The 18762-nt window shown below is 61.3% G+C and carries 18 protein-coding genes; 13 read left to right on the plus strand and 5 right to left on the minus strand.

The annotated features are described in order from the left end of the window. The coding region (locus tag D8V06_RS17535; protein ID WP_241667838.1) for a methyl-accepting chemotaxis protein at positions 1 to 710 on the plus strand (710 nt) is incomplete at its 5' end. A 119-nt stretch (positions 711 to 829) separates the two neighbouring features. Here the strand turns inward: D8V06_RS17535 and D8V06_RS17540 are convergent. Together D8V06_RS17540 and D8V06_RS17545 are read right to left on the minus strand one after the other, a co-directional pair. Next, a complete protein-coding gene (locus tag D8V06_RS17540) occupies positions 830 to 1621 on the minus strand; it encodes a helix-turn-helix transcriptional regulator (RefSeq protein WP_130931412.1) in 792 nt (263 codons plus the stop codon). A 193-nt stretch (positions 1622 to 1814) separates the two neighbouring features. Continuing rightward, a complete protein-coding gene (locus D8V06_RS17545; RefSeq protein ID WP_130931413.1) occupies positions 1815 to 3092 on the minus strand; it encodes an acetyl-CoA C-acetyltransferase in 1278 nt (425 codons plus the stop codon). Positions 3093 to 3336: 244 nt separating this feature from the next. On the opposite strand from D8V06_RS17545, the gene D8V06_RS17550 reads away from it, so the two are divergent. From D8V06_RS17550 to D8V06_RS17565, 4 genes are all read left to right on the plus strand, one after another. Beyond that, a complete protein-coding gene (locus D8V06_RS17550) occupies positions 3337 to 4689 on the plus strand; it encodes a 3-oxoacyl-ACP reductase (protein WP_130905766.1) in 1353 nt (450 codons plus the stop codon). Positions 4690 to 4691: 2 nt separating this feature from the next. Continuing rightward, positions 4692 to 5546: a MaoC/PaaZ C-terminal domain-containing protein gene (locus D8V06_RS17555; protein ID WP_130931414.1), complete on the plus strand. Its 855-nt coding sequence runs from the start codon at positions 4692 to 4694 to the stop codon at positions 5544 to 5546. Positions 5547 to 5884: 338 nt separating this feature from the next. After that, entirely contained in the window at positions 5885 to 7414 is a 1530-nt protein-coding gene (locus tag D8V06_RS17560) for a collagen-like triple helix repeat-containing protein (RefSeq protein ID WP_130905764.1), read from the plus strand. A 138-nt stretch (positions 7415 to 7552) separates the two neighbouring features. Then, positions 7553 to 9223, plus strand: coding sequence for a POTRA domain-containing protein (locus D8V06_RS17565; RefSeq protein WP_130931415.1), 1671 nt, complete (start codon positions 7553 to 7555; stop codon positions 9221 to 9223). A gap of 666 nt (positions 9224 to 9889) precedes the next feature. Here D8V06_RS17565 and D8V06_RS17575 read toward each other — a convergent pair. Then, positions 9890 to 10303 (minus strand): response regulator, encoded by a 414-nt coding sequence (locus D8V06_RS17575; protein ID WP_130931422.1) that lies wholly within the window; start codon positions 10301 to 10303, stop codon positions 9890 to 9892. Positions 10304 to 10386: 83 nt separating this feature from the next. After that, the gene (locus D8V06_RS17580; protein WP_130931416.1) at positions 10387 to 10584 is read right to left on the minus strand and encodes a Flp family type IVb pilin; all 198 of its coding nucleotides are present in this window, start codon (positions 10582 to 10584) and stop codon (positions 10387 to 10389) included. Positions 10585 to 10905: 321 nt separating this feature from the next. Here D8V06_RS17580 and cpaB point away from each other — a divergent pair, with 321 nt between their 5' ends. The 8 genes from cpaB to D8V06_RS17620 are packed head-to-tail and all read left to right on the plus strand — an operon-like array spanning position 10906 to position 18395. Beyond that, the gene (gene cpaB / locus D8V06_RS17585) at positions 10906 to 11856 is read left to right on the plus strand and encodes a Flp pilus assembly protein CpaB (protein WP_130931417.1); all 951 of its coding nucleotides are present in this window, start codon (positions 10906 to 10908) and stop codon (positions 11854 to 11856) included. Positions 11857 to 11877: 21 nt separating this feature from the next. Next, positions 11878 to 13140 carry a type II and III secretion system protein family protein gene (locus tag D8V06_RS17590; protein ID WP_130905760.1) on the plus strand — a complete coding sequence of 421 codons (1263 nt, stop codon included), beginning with the start codon at positions 11878 to 11880 and terminating at the stop codon, positions 13138 to 13140. Continuing rightward, positions 13137 to 14324, plus strand: coding sequence for a pilus assembly protein (locus D8V06_RS17595; protein ID WP_056852492.1), 1188 nt, complete (start codon positions 13137 to 13139; stop codon positions 14322 to 14324). Before D8V06_RS17590 ends, D8V06_RS17595 begins: the two co-directional genes overlap by 4 nt. Further along, entirely contained in the window at positions 14321 to 15601 is a 1281-nt protein-coding gene (locus D8V06_RS17600) for a CpaF family protein (protein ID WP_130931418.1), read from the plus strand. The genes D8V06_RS17595 and D8V06_RS17600 overlap by 4 nt, the downstream gene beginning before the upstream one ends. A gap of 10 nt (positions 15602 to 15611) precedes the next feature. Next, positions 15612 to 16496 (plus strand): type II secretion system F family protein, encoded by an 885-nt coding sequence (locus D8V06_RS17605; RefSeq protein WP_130931419.1) that lies wholly within the window; start codon positions 15612 to 15614, stop codon positions 16494 to 16496. Beyond that, positions 16493 to 17383: a type II secretion system F family protein gene (locus D8V06_RS17610; RefSeq protein ID WP_130931420.1), complete on the plus strand. Its 891-nt coding sequence runs from the start codon at positions 16493 to 16495 to the stop codon at positions 17381 to 17383. The genes D8V06_RS17605 and D8V06_RS17610 overlap by 4 nt, the downstream gene beginning before the upstream one ends. A 10-nt stretch (positions 17384 to 17393) precedes the next feature. Beyond that, positions 17394 to 18107, plus strand: a complete 714-nt coding sequence (locus D8V06_RS17615; RefSeq protein ID WP_056852488.1) for a tetratricopeptide repeat protein — start codon at positions 17394 to 17396, stop codon at positions 18105 to 18107. A 12-nt stretch (positions 18108 to 18119) separates the two neighbouring features. Further along, positions 18120 to 18395: a DUF3613 domain-containing protein gene (locus D8V06_RS17620; RefSeq protein WP_130931421.1), complete on the plus strand. Its 276-nt coding sequence runs from the start codon at positions 18120 to 18122 to the stop codon at positions 18393 to 18395. Between the two features lie 95 nt (positions 18396 to 18490). Here the strand turns inward: D8V06_RS17620 and D8V06_RS17625 are convergent. After that, positions 18491 to 18762 (minus strand): DUF6124 family protein (locus D8V06_RS17625; RefSeq protein ID WP_241667839.1); only part of this gene is annotated, 272 nt, incomplete at its 5' end.

The raw sequence follows: 18762 nt of genomic DNA on the forward strand, positions 1-18762 counted from the left end.
ACGAAATGGTCGCCACCGCCAACGAAGTGGCACGCTCCTGCAGCCAGGCCGCCGAATCCGCCGACAGTGGCCAGCGTCAGGCCCGCGAAGGCCAGCAGCAGATCGACGCGGCAGTGAGCAGCGTCGATCGCCTGAGCCAGGAAATCGAACAGTCCGCACAATCGATGCAACAGCTTGAGCGCGACAGCAATGACATTCAGTCGATCCTCGGCACCATTCGCTCGATCGCCGAACAGACCAACCTGCTTGCGTTGAACGCGGCCATCGAAGCGGCGCGGGCCGGTGAGCAGGGGCGTGGCTTTGCGGTGGTGGCGGACGAAGTGCGGGCACTGGCCAAACGCACGGCCGACTCCACCGCGGAGATCGACGGGCTGCTAGGCAACCTGGCCAAGCGCACCAGCCAGGTGACGCAACAGATGCACGCCAGCCTGGAAGTGTCGCAGCAGTCGGTGTCACGCATCGGCGAAGCGCGCAGCAGCTTCGGGCAGATCCGCGAGTCGGTGGACGTGATCCGCGACATGAACACGCAGATCGCCACCGCGGCGGAACAACAGCATCAGGTGGCTGAAGACATCAACCGGCACATCAGCCAGATCCATGGCGATGCGCAACTGGTGGCAGAACTGGCGAACTCGGCGCGCCTGGATTCGCAGAGCCTGGCCGGGTTGTCCAATGAGCTGGACGGGTTGGTGCGCCGTTTCCGCACCTGACCGGCGGACCGCTGCGCGGTCAATCGCTGGCAAGCCAGCTCCCACAGGTTATGCGTCGAGCCGAAATCATGCGGCTCACATCATTCTCTGTGGGAGCTGGCTTGCCAGCGATGGGGCCCTTACTGCCGAAACAACTCTCCCGGGGTAAACCCGAACAGACTTTTGAACGCCGCAATAAACGCCGACGTCGAGTCATATCCACAAGCCAGTGCGGCATTGGTCACGCTGTCGCCCTCTTCCAGCAAACTCAATGATGACAGCAAGCGCGCACGTTGCCGCCAGCCACGGAAGCTCAACCCGGTTTCACGCTGGAACAGGCGCATCAGGGTTTTTTCCGATGTGCCCAGGCGCTCTGCCCATGCCTGCAACGTCACGTTGCGGTCGGGGTTTTCAATCAGCTCGTTGCATAAACCCAGCAACCGTTCGTGGCGAGGCAATGGCAGGGAAAAACCGACTTCCGGCAACCCGGCCAATTGATCCAGCAACACACTCACCAACCGCGCCTCCTGGCTGTCGCCCTGCGGGTACTCCACAGGCAGCAAACAAAAACTCTTGATCAACTCCCGCGCCAACGGTGTCACTTCCAGCACCCGGCAACGCCCGTCCGCCCACTGGCAATCTTCACGTCGCACATAGAGGCTGCGCATCTCGGCGCGCATCGACGTCACCACTTGGTGATCAAGGTCCGCTGGAATCCAGATGCCCCACTGCGGTGGCGCAAAGAAACTGCCTTCAGCGGTGTGCACCCCGAGAACGCCACTGATGGCATAGGAAAACTGCACCCAGTCGTGGCGATGGGAAGGGGTCCATGAACCGGCATTGAGGCTCTCGACCCGGGCATACAACGGACGCGGCAGCACGGTGATCGGCGGGATGCTTCGTTCGAGGGAAATTTGTCCGTTGGTCGGCATTGACTGGCCTTGTGCGATGCGGCTGACAGGGCCGACGTTAAGGCATGCCCCTTATCTATTCAAATTCGGTGATCCTTGTGGGAGCGGGCTTGCCCGCGATTGCGAGCTCTCTGACACATTGATGTTGGATGTGCCGACGTCATCGCGGGCAAGCCCGCTCCCACAGGTTCCTGGTTTCAACCCATAACACTCTTCAACGTTCGATAATGGCGGTAACCCCCTGCCCACCCGCTGCACAAATCGAAATCAGCCCACGCCCCCTTTCCGCCGCATCCAGCAGTTTCGCCAGGTTCGCAACAATTCGCCCTCCCGTGGCGGCGAACGGATGCCCCGCCGCCAATGAACTGCCTTTGACGTTGAGCCGGCTGCGATCGATCGAACCCAGCGCAGCATCGAGGCCGAGGCGGGTTTTGCAGTATTGCGGATCTTCCCAGGCCTTCAACGTGCACAGCACCTGTGCGGCGAAGGCTTCGTGAATTTCGTAGTAGTCGAAGTCCTGCAAGCTCAGGCCGTTGCGCGCCAGCAAACGCGGAACCGCGTAAACCGGCGCCATCAACAAGCCTTCGGCACCATTGACGAAGTCCACCGCCGCGGCCTCGCCGTCACGCAGGTACGCCAGAATCGGCAAGCCACGCTCGTTGGCCCACTGCTCGCTGCCCAACAGCACCAGCGATGCGCCATCGGTGAGCGGCGTTGAGTTACCTGCAGTCAGCGTGCCCTTGGCGCTTTTTTCGTAGGCCGGTTTAAGCGCGGCAAGTTTTTCCAGTGTCGAATCAGCCCGCAAATTATTGTCACGGGTCAGACCGAGGAACGGCGTCATCAGATCGTTGTGCCAACCTTCGGCATAGGACGCCGCCAACTTCTGATGACTTTCCAGAGCCAGTTGATCCTGTTCTGCGCGGGGGATGTTCCAGGTTTGCGCCATCAACTCGCAATGTTGCCCCATGGACAAACCGGTGCGCGGCTCGCCGTTGCGCGGGAACTCGGGGATCAGATGCTGCGGTCGCAATTGCAGAAAGGTTTTCAGTTTGTCGCCCGTGCTCTTGGCACGGTTGGCCTGCAGGAGGATTTTGCGCAGCCCTTCGCTGACGCTGATCGGCGCATCGGAGGTGGTATCAACGCCACCGGCAATGCCGCACTCGATCTGCCCCAGGGCAATCTTGTTGGCCACCAGCAACGCAGCTTCCAGTCCGGTACCGCACGCCTGCTGAATGTCATAGGCCGGGGTTGCAGGCGACAAGCGCGAGCTGAGTACGCATTCGCGGGTCAGGTTCATGTCTCGCGACAACTTGAGTACCGCGCCGGCGACCACCTCGCCGATGCGCTGACCGTGCAGGTTGTAGCGTTCGATCAAGCCTTCGAGCGCGGCGGTGAGCATCACCTGGTTGCTGGCGGTGGCGTATGGCCCGTTGGACCTGGCGAAGGGAATCCGGTTACCGCCGATGATTGCGACGCGACGCAGTTGAGTCATGAAAATCCCCTGATGAAATATCCGATGTGGAAACCGTCCTCTGTAGGAGCGAAGCTTGCTCGCGAAGGTGTGTCAGCTACATTTATGTCAACTGATACACCTTCGCGAGCAAGCTTCGCTCCTACAGGGATTCGGTTGTCATTTATATCCCGCCTGGTTCAAGCGTAGGCCTTATCTCGTGGATCGAACGACTGATTGCCATTCGTGGTCCACACTTTGAACCCCAGCTTTCGGAGCGCGTTCCATGTCTGACCGCTATATCGACTTTGCCAATTCATCCATCGGCCATCGTCTGGTTGGCGCCTTGGGCCTGCCTTCACCGACTCGGCTGGAGCGCTGGCAAGCCGGTCGGCTGCGTCCGGTGGAGGGTGCTCTGCTGATTGGCGGCGGGCCATTGGCGGAGAACGTCAGCGCCTTTGCCAATCGCCTGACCGACGCGATCTACAGCTACGGCACGGAACCCTCGATGGCGACGGCGTGGATTCCCGGGCACGGCCCGAAACTCAAAGCCGTGGTGTACGACGCCAGCAATCTGCTGCACACCGATCAGCTCAAGCAGCTGCGCGAGTTCTTCCAGCCGCTGATGAAAAACCTCGATCACAGTGCGCATCTGGTGATTCTCGGGCGTGACCCGCAGACCTTGACCGACCCGTTCGCCGCCAGCGCCCAACGTGCGCTCGAAGGTTTCAGTCGCTCGCTGGCCAAGGAACTGCGCAGCGGCGGCACCTTGCAACTGATCCATGTCGGCGAAGGGGCCGAGGATCAACTGGAAGGCCCGCTGCGGTTTTTCCTTTCGCCAAAAAGCGCGTTCGTTTCCGGCCAAGTAATTCGCCTGAATCCCTGCGATACGCCGGTGACGGACTGGACGCGACCGCTGGCCGGACGCAAGGCGCTGGTCACCGGTGCCGCGCGAGGCATCGGCGCATCCATTGCCGAGACCCTGGCCCGGGACGGTGCCGACGTCATCCTGCTCGACGTGCCACCGGCCAAAAATGATCTGGAGGCCCTCGCCGCCCGCTTGGGTGGACGTAGCATCACCCTGGATATCTGCGCCGAAGACGCCGCCGCGCAACTGGTCGAACAACTGCCCGACGGGGTCGATATCGTGGTGCACAACGCCGGCATCACCCGCGACAAAACGTTGGCCAACATGACCCCGGAATTCTGGGACGCGGTGCTTGCAGTCAACCTCAACGCGCCACAAGTGTTGACCAAAGCCTTGCTCGATAACGGCACCCTGCGCGACAACGGCCGGGTGATTCTGTTGGCGTCGATCAGCGGCATCGCCGGTAATCGCGGGCAAACCAACTACGCGGCGAGCAAGGCTGGGCTGATCGGTCTGGCGCAAGCCTGGGCACCGCTGTTGCAAGCGCGGGGTATCAGCATCAACGCCGTGGCGCCGGGTTTTATCGAAACCCAAATGACCGCGCACATCCCGTTTGGCCTTCGCGAAGCCGGGCGGCGCATGAGTTCGTTGGGCCAGGGCGGCTTGCCGCAAGACGTTGCCGAAGCGGTGGCCTGGCTGGCTCAACCGGGCACCGGGGCCTTCACCGGGCAAGCCTTGCGTGTGTGCGGGCAAAGTGTTTTGGGGGCTTAGGCATGAGCATCGACTGGCACACACTCAATCGCGAACCCAGCCTGCCGGGACTGTACGCACAGGCGGCGACGCGACGAAAAATCACGGGGACCAGCTTGCCGACCAATGGCCTGCGCTGCTGGGTCGATGTCGATGCAAAGCGTCTGGCGGCCTATCGCAAGGTCTGCGGTTTTGCCGACAACAGCCTGCTGCCACCCACTTACCCACATATCCTCGCCTTCGCCTTGCAGATGCAATTGCTGACTGCCAAGGACTTTCCGTTTCCGTTGCTGGGGCTGATTCATCTGAGCAATCGCATTCGCGTGCTGCGCCCCATGGGTGGACTCAATCGGGCGCGTGTCAGCGTGCATGTGGAAAACTTGCAACCCCATGCCAAAGGCGCGACGTTCGATCTGGTGACCACCCTGGATGATCAACTCGGGCCGCTGTGGGAGGCGCAAAGCCAGATGCTGTGCCGAGGGGTCAAACTCGAAGGCGAGCCCGTGGAGGAAGTGTTGGCGTCGACGCTGACGCTCACGCAAGTGGCCCAGTGGAAGGCGCCAGCGGATATTGGCCGGCAATACGCCAAGGTGTCCGGGGACTACAATCCGATTCACCTGAGCTCGGCCAGCGCCAAACTGTTCGGCTTTCCATCGGCCATCGCCCATGGACTTTGGAACAAGGCCCGCACATTGGCCGCGCTGGCCGAACATCTGCCGGCGGCAAACATCGAGATCGCGGTGCAATTCAAAAAGCCGGTTCGCCTGCCCAGCGAAGTCGCATTGCTTTCCAGCGCGGCGGGGTCCAGTGGTGATCTGCAATTGATCGGGGCTGGGGATCTTGAACACATGGTCGGGCATTGGCGACCGGTTGCCTGACAGATCAACAGATCGCAGCCTGCGGGGCTGCGATCTTTTCGGCTCCCTAACATGGTCAATTGTGTATATATCACTTAAGTTTTCTCCCTCCTCGCCTTCTCCCTCTCCAGCCACACCCTTCTTGATTTAAAAGGCATTTTCACCCGCGGCTACCCCCAAGGTATTAGCCCTTAGGCAGCACGCGCGCGCGTGTATAAAACGGTTTAATACCAAGTGGAGAATGGCGTTGCAGAAGCCTTGCGATTGATATGTGGACAACGGACGGAGGCATGGCCGGCGACAGAACCGGTCAGCCATCGAAGACAACGACGTTGTTACAGGTGCAAGGACTTTCAATCATGAAAACTCAAGTTTTGTGCAAATCCGCAATTGCATTGGCGCTCATTCTCTCGCTAGGTCTGGCCGGTTGCAGCAGCGGCGGTGGCGGTCATGACAGCAGCTCCGACAGTTCCTCACCCGATGGCCAGACCTCTGCGGGTGCTGGTGGTGCAGCCGGTGGTTCAGACGGCACCGCTGGCACAGGCGGGGCAGGTACAGGTGGAACAGGAGGCACTGGCGGTGGCGGTGGCGGCACCACTGACCCGACCAGTCCGACCAATCCAACCGACCCCACCAACCCGACCAATCCAACGGTAACGCCGCTGGTGACCACCACCCTGCTTCAGGACGTCGGCACCACTGTCGGTGGCGTCGGCGATGGCGTAGGGCAGATCGGCGATTCGCTGGGCTCGGTTCCGGTGGTCGGTGGCGTGGTACAAAGCGTGGTCAACACCACCGGCAACGTGGTCAGCACATTGGGTGACGGCGTGGCCGATGGCCTGGGCAAACTCGGCACCGATCCGAATGGCCTCGGTGTCACCGCCTCGGCAGTCGGCGGCGTCGTGCAGGATGTCGGTGACGGCGTTTCCGATGTCAGCGGCAAACTCGCGACCGCCACCAACAGCGTGCCGGTGGTGGGTGGCGTAGTGACCCGCGTTGCGCCGGTGCTCGATGGGGTCGGCGAGCGAGTCACCATGCTTGGCGACACGTTGAGCACCGCGACCACCAGCGGTCCGCTGGGCTCAGTGACCCAGGAAGTCGGCAACAAACTGGTGCCGGTGATCGCCATGGTCGAGAGCACCACCGACAAGGTCGGCGACGCCACCGGCCTGGGCGATCCGCTCAAGGGCATCGTGCAGAAAGTCGGCGACACGGTTGATGGCATAGGTGGAAAAGTCACCGATGCCGGCAACGGCAACGCACTGACCAACACCGTCGGTGGCACCCTGAGCAACACCGGCACAGCGGTCGGCAAGGTCGGAGGCCTGCTGGCCAACGGCAGCGGATCTGGCGGCGGCCTGGGTGGCAACGGCCTGTTGGAAACCGTCGGCGGCGCTGTGGTCAACGTCGGTAGCGGGCTGAACATCGGCAACACCAATGGCGTGGTCAGCGCGGTCGGCGTGAACGGTGCGGCTGGCGGTAATCTGATCGCCTCGGTGGGAAGTGCTCTGGGCGGTAGCGGTATCGCCAATACCGGACCGACCGCGGCGCTGGGCACCGTCGCCACAAGCATCGGGGCCGCGATCAATCCCGTCACCACTGGTGTGACCGGCCTGACCCAAAACATCGGCAGCGCGACCGGCATTGGCTCCCCGGTCGCCAGCCTCACCGGCCAGGTCGGCGGCGCCGTTGCCAACCTCGGCGGCGCGATTACCGGCAGCAACGCCAACCCGGTTGTCGCCGCAGTCGGCACCACAGTCACCACCGTGGGCGGCACCGTTGCGGCGGTCGGCGGGCTGGTCAACAGCGGCACCGGCACCGGCACCTCCGGTGGCCTGGGCGGCGTGTTGGGTGGGCTGACCGGCGCACTGGGAGGAAACCAACGCTGAATTGCACCTGGCCGATTCGACGGCCTTACCTACAGCGCCTACGCTTGGTTGGAGGCGGAAGATTCTGATCAGTCTTCCGTCTTTTTCTTTGGGTCACGAAGACCCACGCGACACAGCGGTTTGAACAGGGAGTGTCCTATGCGCATTTTGCCTTGCCTGCTGTTACTGCCCCTCAGTTGCACCGCTTTCGCCGACACCCTCCCCAGCTTCCTCAACAGCAACGACACGATCCGCAACCTGCCGGTACCCAACCTGCCCGCCGACGCCTATCGTCCAACAGCCGCCCCCCTGCAAGTGCCGGAGCCCGGCGCCACACAAGCGCAACCGTTGATGATGGGTACCAAGGTCAATCTCAAAACCGTGCAGATCGAAGGCGGGACCATTTACCCGCTGACGGAACTGGCCGCCATTTACCAACCGCTGCTGGGCCACGAAACCAGCCTGGCCGACCTGATCGAAGCGACCCGCAACATCACCCGCCGCTATCAACAGGATGGCTACTTGCTGTCCTACGCGTTTCTGCCACGGCAGTCGTTCGATAACGGTGTGGCGCGGGTGGTGCTGGTGGAAGGCTACATCAGGAATTACCAACTGCAGGGCGACATCGGACGGGTCAAAGGCCTGCTCGACAAACTGGTGGCCAAACTCCAGACCGAACGGCCGCTGACCCGCAAAACGTTCGAACGTTACACCACGTTGATGAGCCGAATACCCGGAGTGACCCTGCAAGCGCAAGTCCCGCCGCCGGGCACCACCGATGGCGCGACCGACCTTATCGCCCAGGCCAGCCGCAAGCCCTTCACCAGCAGCCTGAGCACCACCGACGACAACCGCAACGGTACCCAGGCCTTGCTCGGCGTGAGCAGCAACTCCCAGACCGCCATGGGAGAACAACTGAGCCTCAGCGGCCTGTTTCCACCGGGGGATGACGATGAACATTACTATCGTCTGGACTACAACCAGTTCCTCAATGCCGAAGGCACGCAACTGGCACTGTCCGCCTCCCGCTACCGCGCCGACCTTGGTACGAATATCAGACTCGATAACGGCCTTGAGCTCGAACCCCACCGGGAAAACGACCGGTATTCCATTGGCTTCAGCCATCCGGTCATTGCCTCGCCCAACGAACTGCTCAGTGCCGGCGCGCGGTTATATGCCGTCAACGACAAGACCCGCTACAAAGTGGTGGGTTTCCCGCTCAGCGTTGAAGAACGCACCGACGTCCGCGCCCTGGCGTTCGAAAGCGACTGGCGCAAGGCCGATGCGCAACAACTGCGCATCCTCAGCGGCGGGCTGTACCAGGGCCTCGACAGCATGGGCGCAGAAACCAACAACAGCGCCCTCGACCTGGACTTCTTCCGTCTGCGCCTGTCAGGGGTGCAAAGCGATAAATTCTTCGACCACTGGCAAGGCGTGCTGTCGGCCGCGTGGTACTGGAGCGACGACACCCTGCCCGACAGCGAACGCGCTGTGTTCGGCGGACAAAACTTCGGCCGCGGCTACCCTGATGACCAGGCATCCGGCGACAAGGGCTGGGGCGCGGCTTACGAAGTGAACTACAGCTTCAACCGCGACGGAAACTGGGTCAGGGTCCTGCAACCTTATGTGGTCCTGGACCGGGCCAAGACCTGGTTCAACCAACTGCCGGTCAAAGGCAGCGACATGTCATCGGCAGCCGTGGGTTTGCGATTTGGCGATGCCAGGTACTACAACATTGCACTCGAGGCGGCCAAACCCATGTCCGATGAGGCACTGGATACCTTCAACCGCAAGCCGCGGTACAGCATCAGTTTCAGTTATCAGTTGTAGGGTGGGTGAGGGATGGGGGCATCTTTTGGAGAATGGTCGGCTGTCAGGCCGCCATCGCTGGCAAGCCAGCTCCCACAGGGTTGGAGTGCATCTGGTAGGGATTGGTTGACTGTCAGGCCGGCATCGCCAGCAGGGCTGGCTCCTACAATTGGATTGGGGGCATCTGGTAGAGATTGGTTGGCTGTCAGGCCGCCATCGCTGGCAAGCCAGCTCCCACAGAAGAGCAAAAGCAATAGCAGAAGCAGAAGCAGAAGCAGAAGCAGAACACCACCCAACCGCCGTTGCTTCTCACCACTCAACAGGCCAAGCGTTAGCTCGCCTGCAGCTTTTGATCTTGATCCACCCGCCCCCTCGGCAGGCTGAGTGGAGGCGTTTATCCGGGGGTGGGCGCGCAGCGCCGTGCGGCGTAGCCGCACACATCGAGAGGAGGTCGTCGCGAAGCAGACCGGAGGCGATGCCCCCGGATGAATGCCGGAGCGAAGGAACCCCGAGCCCCAGCGAGGGGCCGTACGTACGGGGCGAGACTTTTTGGTTACTTTTGTGTCGTTTGACAAAGTGACCCGCTGTAAAAGCGGAACCATAAGCCGCCGTTACCGCAGGAATGGATATGTACGCAACCAACCAAGAGCCTGGTCGGCCCAGAGGCCGCCAAGGCCAAGACCGCAATCACCCCTTGACCAAATAAACCTGCGGCAAAGGAAAAAGATTATTCAACGTCTCCAACAACCGCACGTGATAAATCGGCTTGCGAAACAAATCCAGCACCTGCAAGCGCAACATGTCACTGACATCATCCATGTCCGCATGCCCCGACATCACAATCACCGGCAAATGCTGACGCGACGTATGCTCGCGCAACCGCTTGATCAACGACATGCCACTTTCCTCCGGCATGCGCAGATCAGTGATGACCAGCGCAATATCCGGATGTTGCGTCAGCGTTTGCAGCGCCAGCTTGACCGATGTCGCCGTGAAACAAACGAAGCCCTCACCCTCCAGCAACTCCGCCAACTCAAGCACTGCGTCCTCTTCGTCATCGACTAGAAGAAGTTGTTGGCGTGACTGTCCTGGAGAACTCATAGGAGACACCTGAAATGGACTAAGCGCTGGCTTGAAACCCACCTTCAACAATGCAAAGTGCCGACACGGACTTTCGTAATCACTCACAAGGCGTCTTTGATTTTCCCGAACACCGTTGTGATTTCAGTCCCGATGCCGCCACTGAGCCCAGCGATGATCACCGCGACCATGGCAGCCACAATCGCATACTCAATACCCGAAGCACCCTCGGTATCCTTGACCAGCCCCTTGTAGAAAACGAACTCCGATTTGACCTTCTGAACCAGCTTGGAAAAAGGCATGACATGTCTCCTGAAGCACCCGGGTGTTGCACAAGCGCAACATGATTCCCCTATGCCAGCATCAGCATTGTCGGCATTCCCCCTTCCAACAACTGTAACAACGCATTAATACGAAAGTATTAGTCGTTTCGTTGACGTCAAAAAACCCTGCATTTCATCGAATTCTTTAACTTTGCCCAGATATTTCGCTCTGGGTAATGGCGTTTTGCTCTAGCTGCGCTACGGTCAAATAGCGAAATCGTTTTATGTTCATAGCTGCCTGATTGCGAAGTTTTCTCGTTGGAAAGCGAGGCTTTAAGCAGCAGGAAAGGGAGAGCCGTCATGAACAGCCGTTTCATCCTGGGTCTTGCCGGATTATCTCTGGTGGGTGCGGTCATTGCCGGTTACCTGGGCTTCACACTGACCCGCCAACCCGTCGCCGCGCCCGTTGTGCAAACCGGGACCGATACGACCACCGCCACCGTACAACCGACCGCGCCTGTTGAAGAAGACACCACTCGCCAACCCGTCGTGGTACTGCAACGGGACATCGCGCCGTTTGTACAAATCACCGCCGACGATGTCGCCCTGGAAAAACTTCGTACCGTCCCCGCGGGCAGCCTCACCCAACTTGACCAGGCCATTGGCCGCACGCCTTGGCGCGCCCTTCGCGCCGGCAGCTGGCTGAGCGATGAAAGTTTCGAAGCTGGCAGTAACTTGGCGCGGATGATTCGTCCCGATGAACGCGCTCTGGCCGTCGCCGTGGATGAAGTGATCAACGCCGGGGGTCAACTGACGCCGGGCGATTATGTCGATGTGCTGCTGTTTTTGCGCGGCGACGCCATCAACCTGCAACCGTCGGCGCAACTGGTGGTACCGGCCTTGCGTGTACTGGGCGTGGGCGAGCAAATGGGCTTGACCAATAACGGCCAGCCCGCCAGCCCGGCTCGCAGTAACGACGACAAACTCAGGCAGGAACAACAACGCGCTGGCGCCCGCACCGTGCTGCTCGCCGTGCCCGAACAACTGCTCAGCCGCTTGATGCTCGCAGCACAGGCCGGGGTATTGCGCCTGGCGGTGCGCAGCGCCGATGAAAAACGCCTGGCCCGTTACTGGGCCGGCCAGAGCGAATCCCCGGCCAACATCGCCAACGCCAATCGCGAACTGGTGCAGTTCAATCAACTGGCCATGACAGCTCCTCCCAAACCGATCACCAACAGTGGCGCAACCACACCACGCAAGTCCGCTGTGGAAGTGATCCGCGGTAATGAAATCACTCAACAGACCCCCTGAATCGTGCAAGGACGCCTTTTAATGCGCAGACGTTTTACGCCGTTGTTCAACGGCTTGATCTGGGCCACCTTGCTGGGCAGCTTACCGCTGGCGTCAGCAACCGCTGCAACCGGCAGTTGCGCCACGCTCGGCCCCTTGCCGGCCGCGCTGGAAGTGGGCGAAGGGCAGCAACAGGAGTTGCAATCGCCCGTAGCGATTACCCGGATCGCCGTGGGTGACCCGAAAATCGCCGATGTGCGGGTCAACGGCAATCAGGCGTTCCTGATCACCGGCGTCGCCTCCGGCACGACCAGCCTGATGGTCTGGACGGCATGCGCCAGTGCACCCCGCCAAAGCATGGTGTTCGTCCAGGGTCGCGCGACGACGGCCATGACCACTGCACGACAGCTACCCTCCGCTGATCCCTTGCTGCCATCGCAGGTACAGACAGACATTCGCTTCGTCGAAGTCAGCCGCACCAAACTCAAGGAAGCCAGCACGTCGATCTACGGCAAAAGCTCGAACTTCCTGTTCGGCTCCCCCGGCACGGTGCCGAACACCGCGGTGACACCACGGGTTTTCCCGCTGCGCAACCTTGACCCGCGCATTGCCGTGCCGAGCATTCCGCTGGCCAACGACATGTACAACATCGTCGCCGGTGGCGGTAACTTCCTCGCGATCATCAATGCCATGGAGGGCAGTGGCTTCGCCTATACCCTGGCTCGGCCAAGCCTGGTGGCGCTCAGCGGCCAGAGCGCAAGCTTCCTGGCGGGCGGTGAGATTCCGATCCCGATTCCCAGCGCCAACAGCGACAGCTATTCCATCGAATACAAGGAATTCGGCATCCGCCTGACGCTCACACCCACTGTGATCGGCAATGACCAGATCGCCCTCAAGGTCGCACCCGAAGTCAGCGAACTGGACTACAACAACGCGGTGACCATCGGCGGCACCACCGTGCCGGCCTTCACCATTCGCCGCACCGACACCAGCATCTCCCTGGCCGACGGCGAGAGCTTCGTCATCAGCGGCTTGATCAGCACGCAAAACACCTCGCAGGTGAACAAGTTTCCGGGGCTGGGCGACATCCCGATCCTCGGTGCGTTCTTCCGCAGTTCCGCAATCAATCGCGAAGAACGGGAACTGCTGATGATCGTCACCCCGCACCTGGTGCAGCCGTTGGCCGTGAATGCACAGCTGCCGTCGCTGCCCGGTGAAAAACTGCGCAACTACGATCCCAACTGGTATCGCCTGTACTTCCTTGAAAACGGCGACTTCGATAAACGCAGCGGGTTATCGCAATGAGCCAGAACCTCAGCCAGACCTTTCTTGCGATCACGCGCAACAGCACCGATCTTGAATGGCTGCAAGGCGCCCTCGCGCCGTTGGGCCAGGTGGTCAGTGCCGGGGGCGGCAGCCTCGACGAACTGCTGGCGCTGGTCGACGTGACCTTCGCCAACCTGGTGTTCGTGGGCCTTGACCGTGAACACGTGGTCGCGCAGTGCGCGTTGATCGAAGGCGCGCTGGAAGCCAAACCGATGCTGGCCATCGTCGCGCTGGGCGACGGCATGGACAACCAACTGGTACTCAATGCCATGCGGGCCGGTGCGCGGGACTTTGTCGCCTATGGCTCGCGTTCCAGTGAGGTCGCCGGATTGGTGCGGCGCCTGAGCAAACGCCTGCCGGCCGTGGCGCCCAGCAACCATTTGGGCGGCCTGACCGTGCTGTACGGCGTGCAGAGCAATGCCGACGGTGCGCTGCTCGCCAATCATATGGCGCAGGTGGTGCAGAAGAGTGGCCAGCAAACGCTACTGCTCGACCTTGGATTACCCCGCGGCGACAGCCTGGCCTTGCTCGGTCTGGAGAGTTCGTTTCATTTTGGCGATGCCTTGCGCCATGTCCGCCGCCTCGATGCCACGCTGATCGACAGCGCCTTCACCCGCTGCGAAGTCGGCCTGCGCATTCTCGCCTACGCCAACAACGATGAACCGCTGGAACACACCAGCGCTGCCGAGTTGTACATGCTGCTCAGCGCCCTGCGCCAACACTTCCAGCACATCGTGGTGAACCTCACCGGCCAGCCCGACAGTGAAGCCCTGCGCACCTTCGTCAGCCATTGCGACAAGCTGTTGTGGTACACCGACCAGAACGTGCTTGATTGCCGCCGTAACCTGGCGGTGCTCAACCTGTGGCGCGAAAAAGGTGTGAAGCTCGATCACGCCAAACTGCTGGTCGACCGTTATCTACGCAGCGTGGCGCCGGACTCAGATGCCCTGGGCAAAAGCTTCGGTATGGAAATCATCGCCACCCTGGCCTACTGCCCCGAAGTGCGTCTGAATGCGAAGAACCAGGGTGTGACCCTGTTTGAACTGGCACCCCGGGAAGTCCTCACCCAAAGCCTGCGCACCCTCGGTGAACGCCTGGCCAAACGCTCCGAAAGCCTGGCCAAACCCAAGTCCTGGTTCAGTCGCTTGAGAGGTGTGCAATGAACGCAGAAAAACTGTTCGGCGCCAGCCCGCGCGCGGTGGCCGGCAATACCGATCATGAAGGCCTGAAACTGGTGCTGCACCGCTACATCATTGATGCCATCGAAGAGTCCGGCAAAAACCTGCTGGAAGGTTCACGGCAAGTGCTGTCGCAGTTCGTCATCGACAAAGTGGCCGAATACATCGCGCGCCTGCACCTGGCGATTTCCCGCTACGAGATGGAGCGCCTGGCCGAAGAAATCGTCGACGAGCTCACCGGTTTCGGCCCGCTGGAAGTGCTGCTGCGTGATTCGGCCGTGACCGAAATTCTGGTCAATGGCCCGCATCGGGTGTTCATCGAGCGTGACGGTGTGCTGCACCAAAGCGATTTGCGTTTCATCGATGCGCACCACGTCGAACGCGTCATGCAACGCATTCTTGCGCCACTGGGACGCAGGCTCGATGAGTCATCGCCGATGGTCGATGCGCGCCTGCCGGACGGCAGCCGGGTCAACGCGATCATTCCCCCGATTGCGCTGGACGGCCCTTGCCTGTCGATTCGAAAGTTCCGCCAGGACATGCTCAAGAGCACCGACCTGATGGCCATGCAAACCATCGATCAAGCGATCTACGAATTCCTCCAGGAAGCCGTGGGCAAGCGCTGCAATATCTTGATCAGCGGCGGCACCGGCACCGGCAAGACCACGCTGCTGAACATCCTCAGCCAGTTGATCAACCCCCATGAACGCCTGGTGACCATCGAAGACGTCGCCGAATTGCAACTGGGCCACCCGCACGTGGTGCGCCTGGAAACCCGCCCGCCGAATGCCGAGGGCCATGGCGAGGTGAAGGCCAGCGACCTGATTCGCAACGCCCTGCGGATGCGTCCGGACCGGATCATCCTCGGCGAGATCCGCGGTGTCGAAGTGGTCGACGTACTGACGGCGATGAACACCGGCCACGACGGCTCCATGAGTACCGTGCACGCCAACAATGCCCAGGATGCTTTGCTGCGCCTGGAAACCCTGGTCGGTCTGACGGGCCGCAGCATCGCCGAACGAACCTTGCGCCAGATGATCTGCGCCGCGCTGGACGTGGTGATTCAGTTGACCCGCATGCCCGACGGTCGCCGTTGCGTCAGCGAGGTGGTGGAGGTCATCGGCATCCGCGAAGACGTCTACGTGACCAATACCCTGTTCCGCCTCGACCGACGCAGTGGCTTTGGTTTCCTGCGCGAGGCGCTCAACCCGGCTGGCGACAAATTGCGTCGCGAGTCGACGCTCTCCCCTATCGCGTACTGAAGGCCACGGCATGCTCAAACCGCTGCTGCTCATCGTCGTTTGCCTGGCCTTGCTGGGCCTGTCGGCGCGTTTGCTCTATCGCGGCCTGCGTCAACCCGGCACCCAGCGCGTGCTGGAGCGCTTGAGCCAAGGGCAACCGGAACGGGTGGTGCACAAAACCTCATGGTCGGCGCTGGAGCGGGCCTTCTTGCGCGCAGGTCTCGGGCGCCCGACTGAACGTATCGAACAGTGGCTCGCCCTGTGGGGGCTGCTTGTTTTAGTCGCCGTCGTAGCGGGCGGCTGGATCGGCTTGCTGTTGGCGTTATTGCTGCCGCCCTTGCTCCTGAAAGTGTTTGTCGAATGGCGCTACCAACGCCGGCTAAAGCGCATGATCGAACAATTGCCGCCGCTGCTCGATCACACCGTGCGCAGCCTGAAGTCCGGACGCACCCTGGCCGATGCCGTGCTGGGTGCGATCGATGCCGCCCAGGACCCGCTGAAAAATGCCTTGGGCCGGGTGCAACGCAACGTACAACTGGGCATCAGCCTGCCCGATGCGGTATCGGACTTCGCTGAACTCTACGACAAAGACGAACTGCGTCTGTTTGCCCTCGGCCTGAAGGTCAACCACCGCTACGGCGGCAACGCCAGCGAGTTGCTGGAAAACCTGATCAAGATGATCCGCGAACGCGAACAGGCGGCGCGTCAACTGAGCGCCATGACCGGCGAAACCCGCGTCACGGCGGTGGTCCTGGCGGCGTTGCCGGTCACTGTCGCCGGCTACTTCCTGATCGCCAATCCTAAATACCTGATGACCATGTGGAGCGATGGCTCGGGGCAAATGATGCTGATGGCCGCGCTGGGCTTTCAGGTGTTTGGCTGTCTGGCGCTGTGGCGCATGTTGCGTAGCCTATGAACCTGTCATTGCTGTTGAGCTCGCTGCTGTTTCTGTTGGCATCGCTGATGCTGCTCAGTGTCGTGCTGGAACTGCGTCGGCGTGCCCGCCAAGTGGTGCAACGGCTGGACGGTAAAAACCCGGCGGATAACCGCTTCGGCCAATGGCTGCATGCGCTGGGCAACAGTCGTGTGGGCCGGCAAACGGTCAGTCTCGATAACGAAACCCAAACGCTGCTCAACGCCCTCGGCTGGCGCACCGCCCGCAAACGCTCGATCTTCGCGGCGTGCCAAATGGGGGTTCCGGTGCTGGCACTGGCCCTGAGTGCACTGATCCAGGGGCTGTTCTTCCCGCAGGTCGCCAATCCGTGGATTGTCCCGGCATTTGCCGTCGGCATCGGTTATCTGCTGCCAAAACGTCTGCTTGCCGCCGCCGCTCACCGTCGGCGGAAAAAACTGGCGATCGAAATTTCCACCTTCATTCCACTGCTGCGCATTCTGTTTGAGTCGGGCATGGCCGTGGAGCAATCGCTGCGCGTCTTGAGCAACGAAGGCAAACAACTGCTGCCGATTCTGACCCATGAATTACGCCTGGTGCTGACCCGCGTCGACTCCGGCCTGGAACTGGCCGAGGAGCTGAACAAGGCCTCGCGCATGCTCGCGGTGGACGAATTCACTGACACCTGCGTGATCCTGCAACAGCTGATACATCAGGGCGGCGGCGCGATGAAATCCCTGCTGGCGCTCAAGTTATTGCTCGATGATCGGCGCCTGACGCGCCTGCAGGAATACATCTCCAAGATGTCCGCGAAAATGTCCGTCGTGATGATGCTGTTCCTCTTCCCGGCGTTATTGATCGTCCTGGCCGGCCCGGGGCTCACCGCCCTGGCCCGGGCTTTTGCTTCGTAGAGGGATTTTGATGAAAGCACTGATTGCCGGTTTGAGTCTGCTGTTGCTCAGCGGTTGCGCGAGCACCGGTCAAACACCCTGGAGCGCCCTGACCGACTCCGCCAGTTGCAGCAAGCTGAGCTCCGAGCAACAGCTGTCGCTGAACCTGGCCGAGGACATGGCCAAGGAAGGCAAACTGCACGCCAGCCTGGCCAACCTGCAAAGCCTGCCGGACAACCTCGCCGATGTGCGCCTGCGCAAAGCCAAGGTCTACCGATTGCTCGGCCGCAGCGAAGCCGAACCGTTGTACCGCAGCCTGCTCGGCGGTTGCATGGCCGCCGAAGCCGAACACGGCCTGGGCCAACTCGCCGCCGCCAGGGGCGACAACGGCCTGGCGCAGGCCCACTTGCAACGGGCCGCGCGACTGGCGCCCACCGACGAAAAAATCCGAAATGACCTGGGCGTGGTGTACCTCAACCAACTGCGTGTCGAAGATGCCCGATTCGAATTCCTCACCGCCATGGAACTCAAGCAAAGCGACCTGCTGGCCGCGCAGAATCTGGTGACGCTGCTGATCTACCAGGACGACTGGAGCCGCGCTGCCGAACTGGTCAGCCGCCTCGGCCTGAGCCCGGCGCAAGTCACCGAAGCCCAGGCCCGCGCGGAAAAACTCAAGACCCCGGCCAAACCTGCCGCGACCGCCGCCGCGCAAGTTGCAGCGGTCACCACCGTGCCCCTTCAGTAGGGAGATCCCAGGATGAAATCCACTACCCTCTGCTGCCTCGGCCTCCTGGCCTTGCCACTCAATGCCCACGCTATCGGCCCTGGCCCCGCGTCACCGCAACAACAGGAAACCGAAGGCTGGTTGCAGCTGCAAAGCAGCAATATAGCCGCCTCCCAAAAAACCCAAACCGCCACCGCGACCGAACGGGAACTGGCCATGCAACGCTGGCTCAAGAGCTACCAGCATGAGATTCCGGCGTTTTTTGATCAGGATGCGGGGGGTGCGGTGGACAGTGGGTCGGGGGAATAGCCGCACCTGACAAATCGTGGCGCGGGAGCACGCTCCCTCGCCACAGGATGGGTTGAAATGCATCCCCTGCTGACGATGAACGCTAACGCGGCCTACTACGGCGGATCGAGATTATCCAGCGCCCGATTCACCGCCAACTCACCGAGCATGATGATCTGCGCAATGCCCAGCAGCGCATTGCGATGCGGACTGTCCAGAAACCCTGCAAGGTCACTGGCCATAACGCTGGCCGAAGCCAGGGACTCACAGGCGTGGGCCAACAGGGTCTCGGTATTGATGTCGGGAACGATGGCAAACATCGTGCTGGGTTGGCGTGATAACGCCGCGTCTTTCGAGGGATTGAGATTGTAGTCCAGCGCCCGGTCGG

Origin of the sequence: Pseudomonas sp. Sample_24, assembly GCF_004307605.1 — a bacterium.
GTDB lineage: Bacteria > Pseudomonadota > Gammaproteobacteria > Pseudomonadales > Pseudomonadaceae > Aquipseudomonas.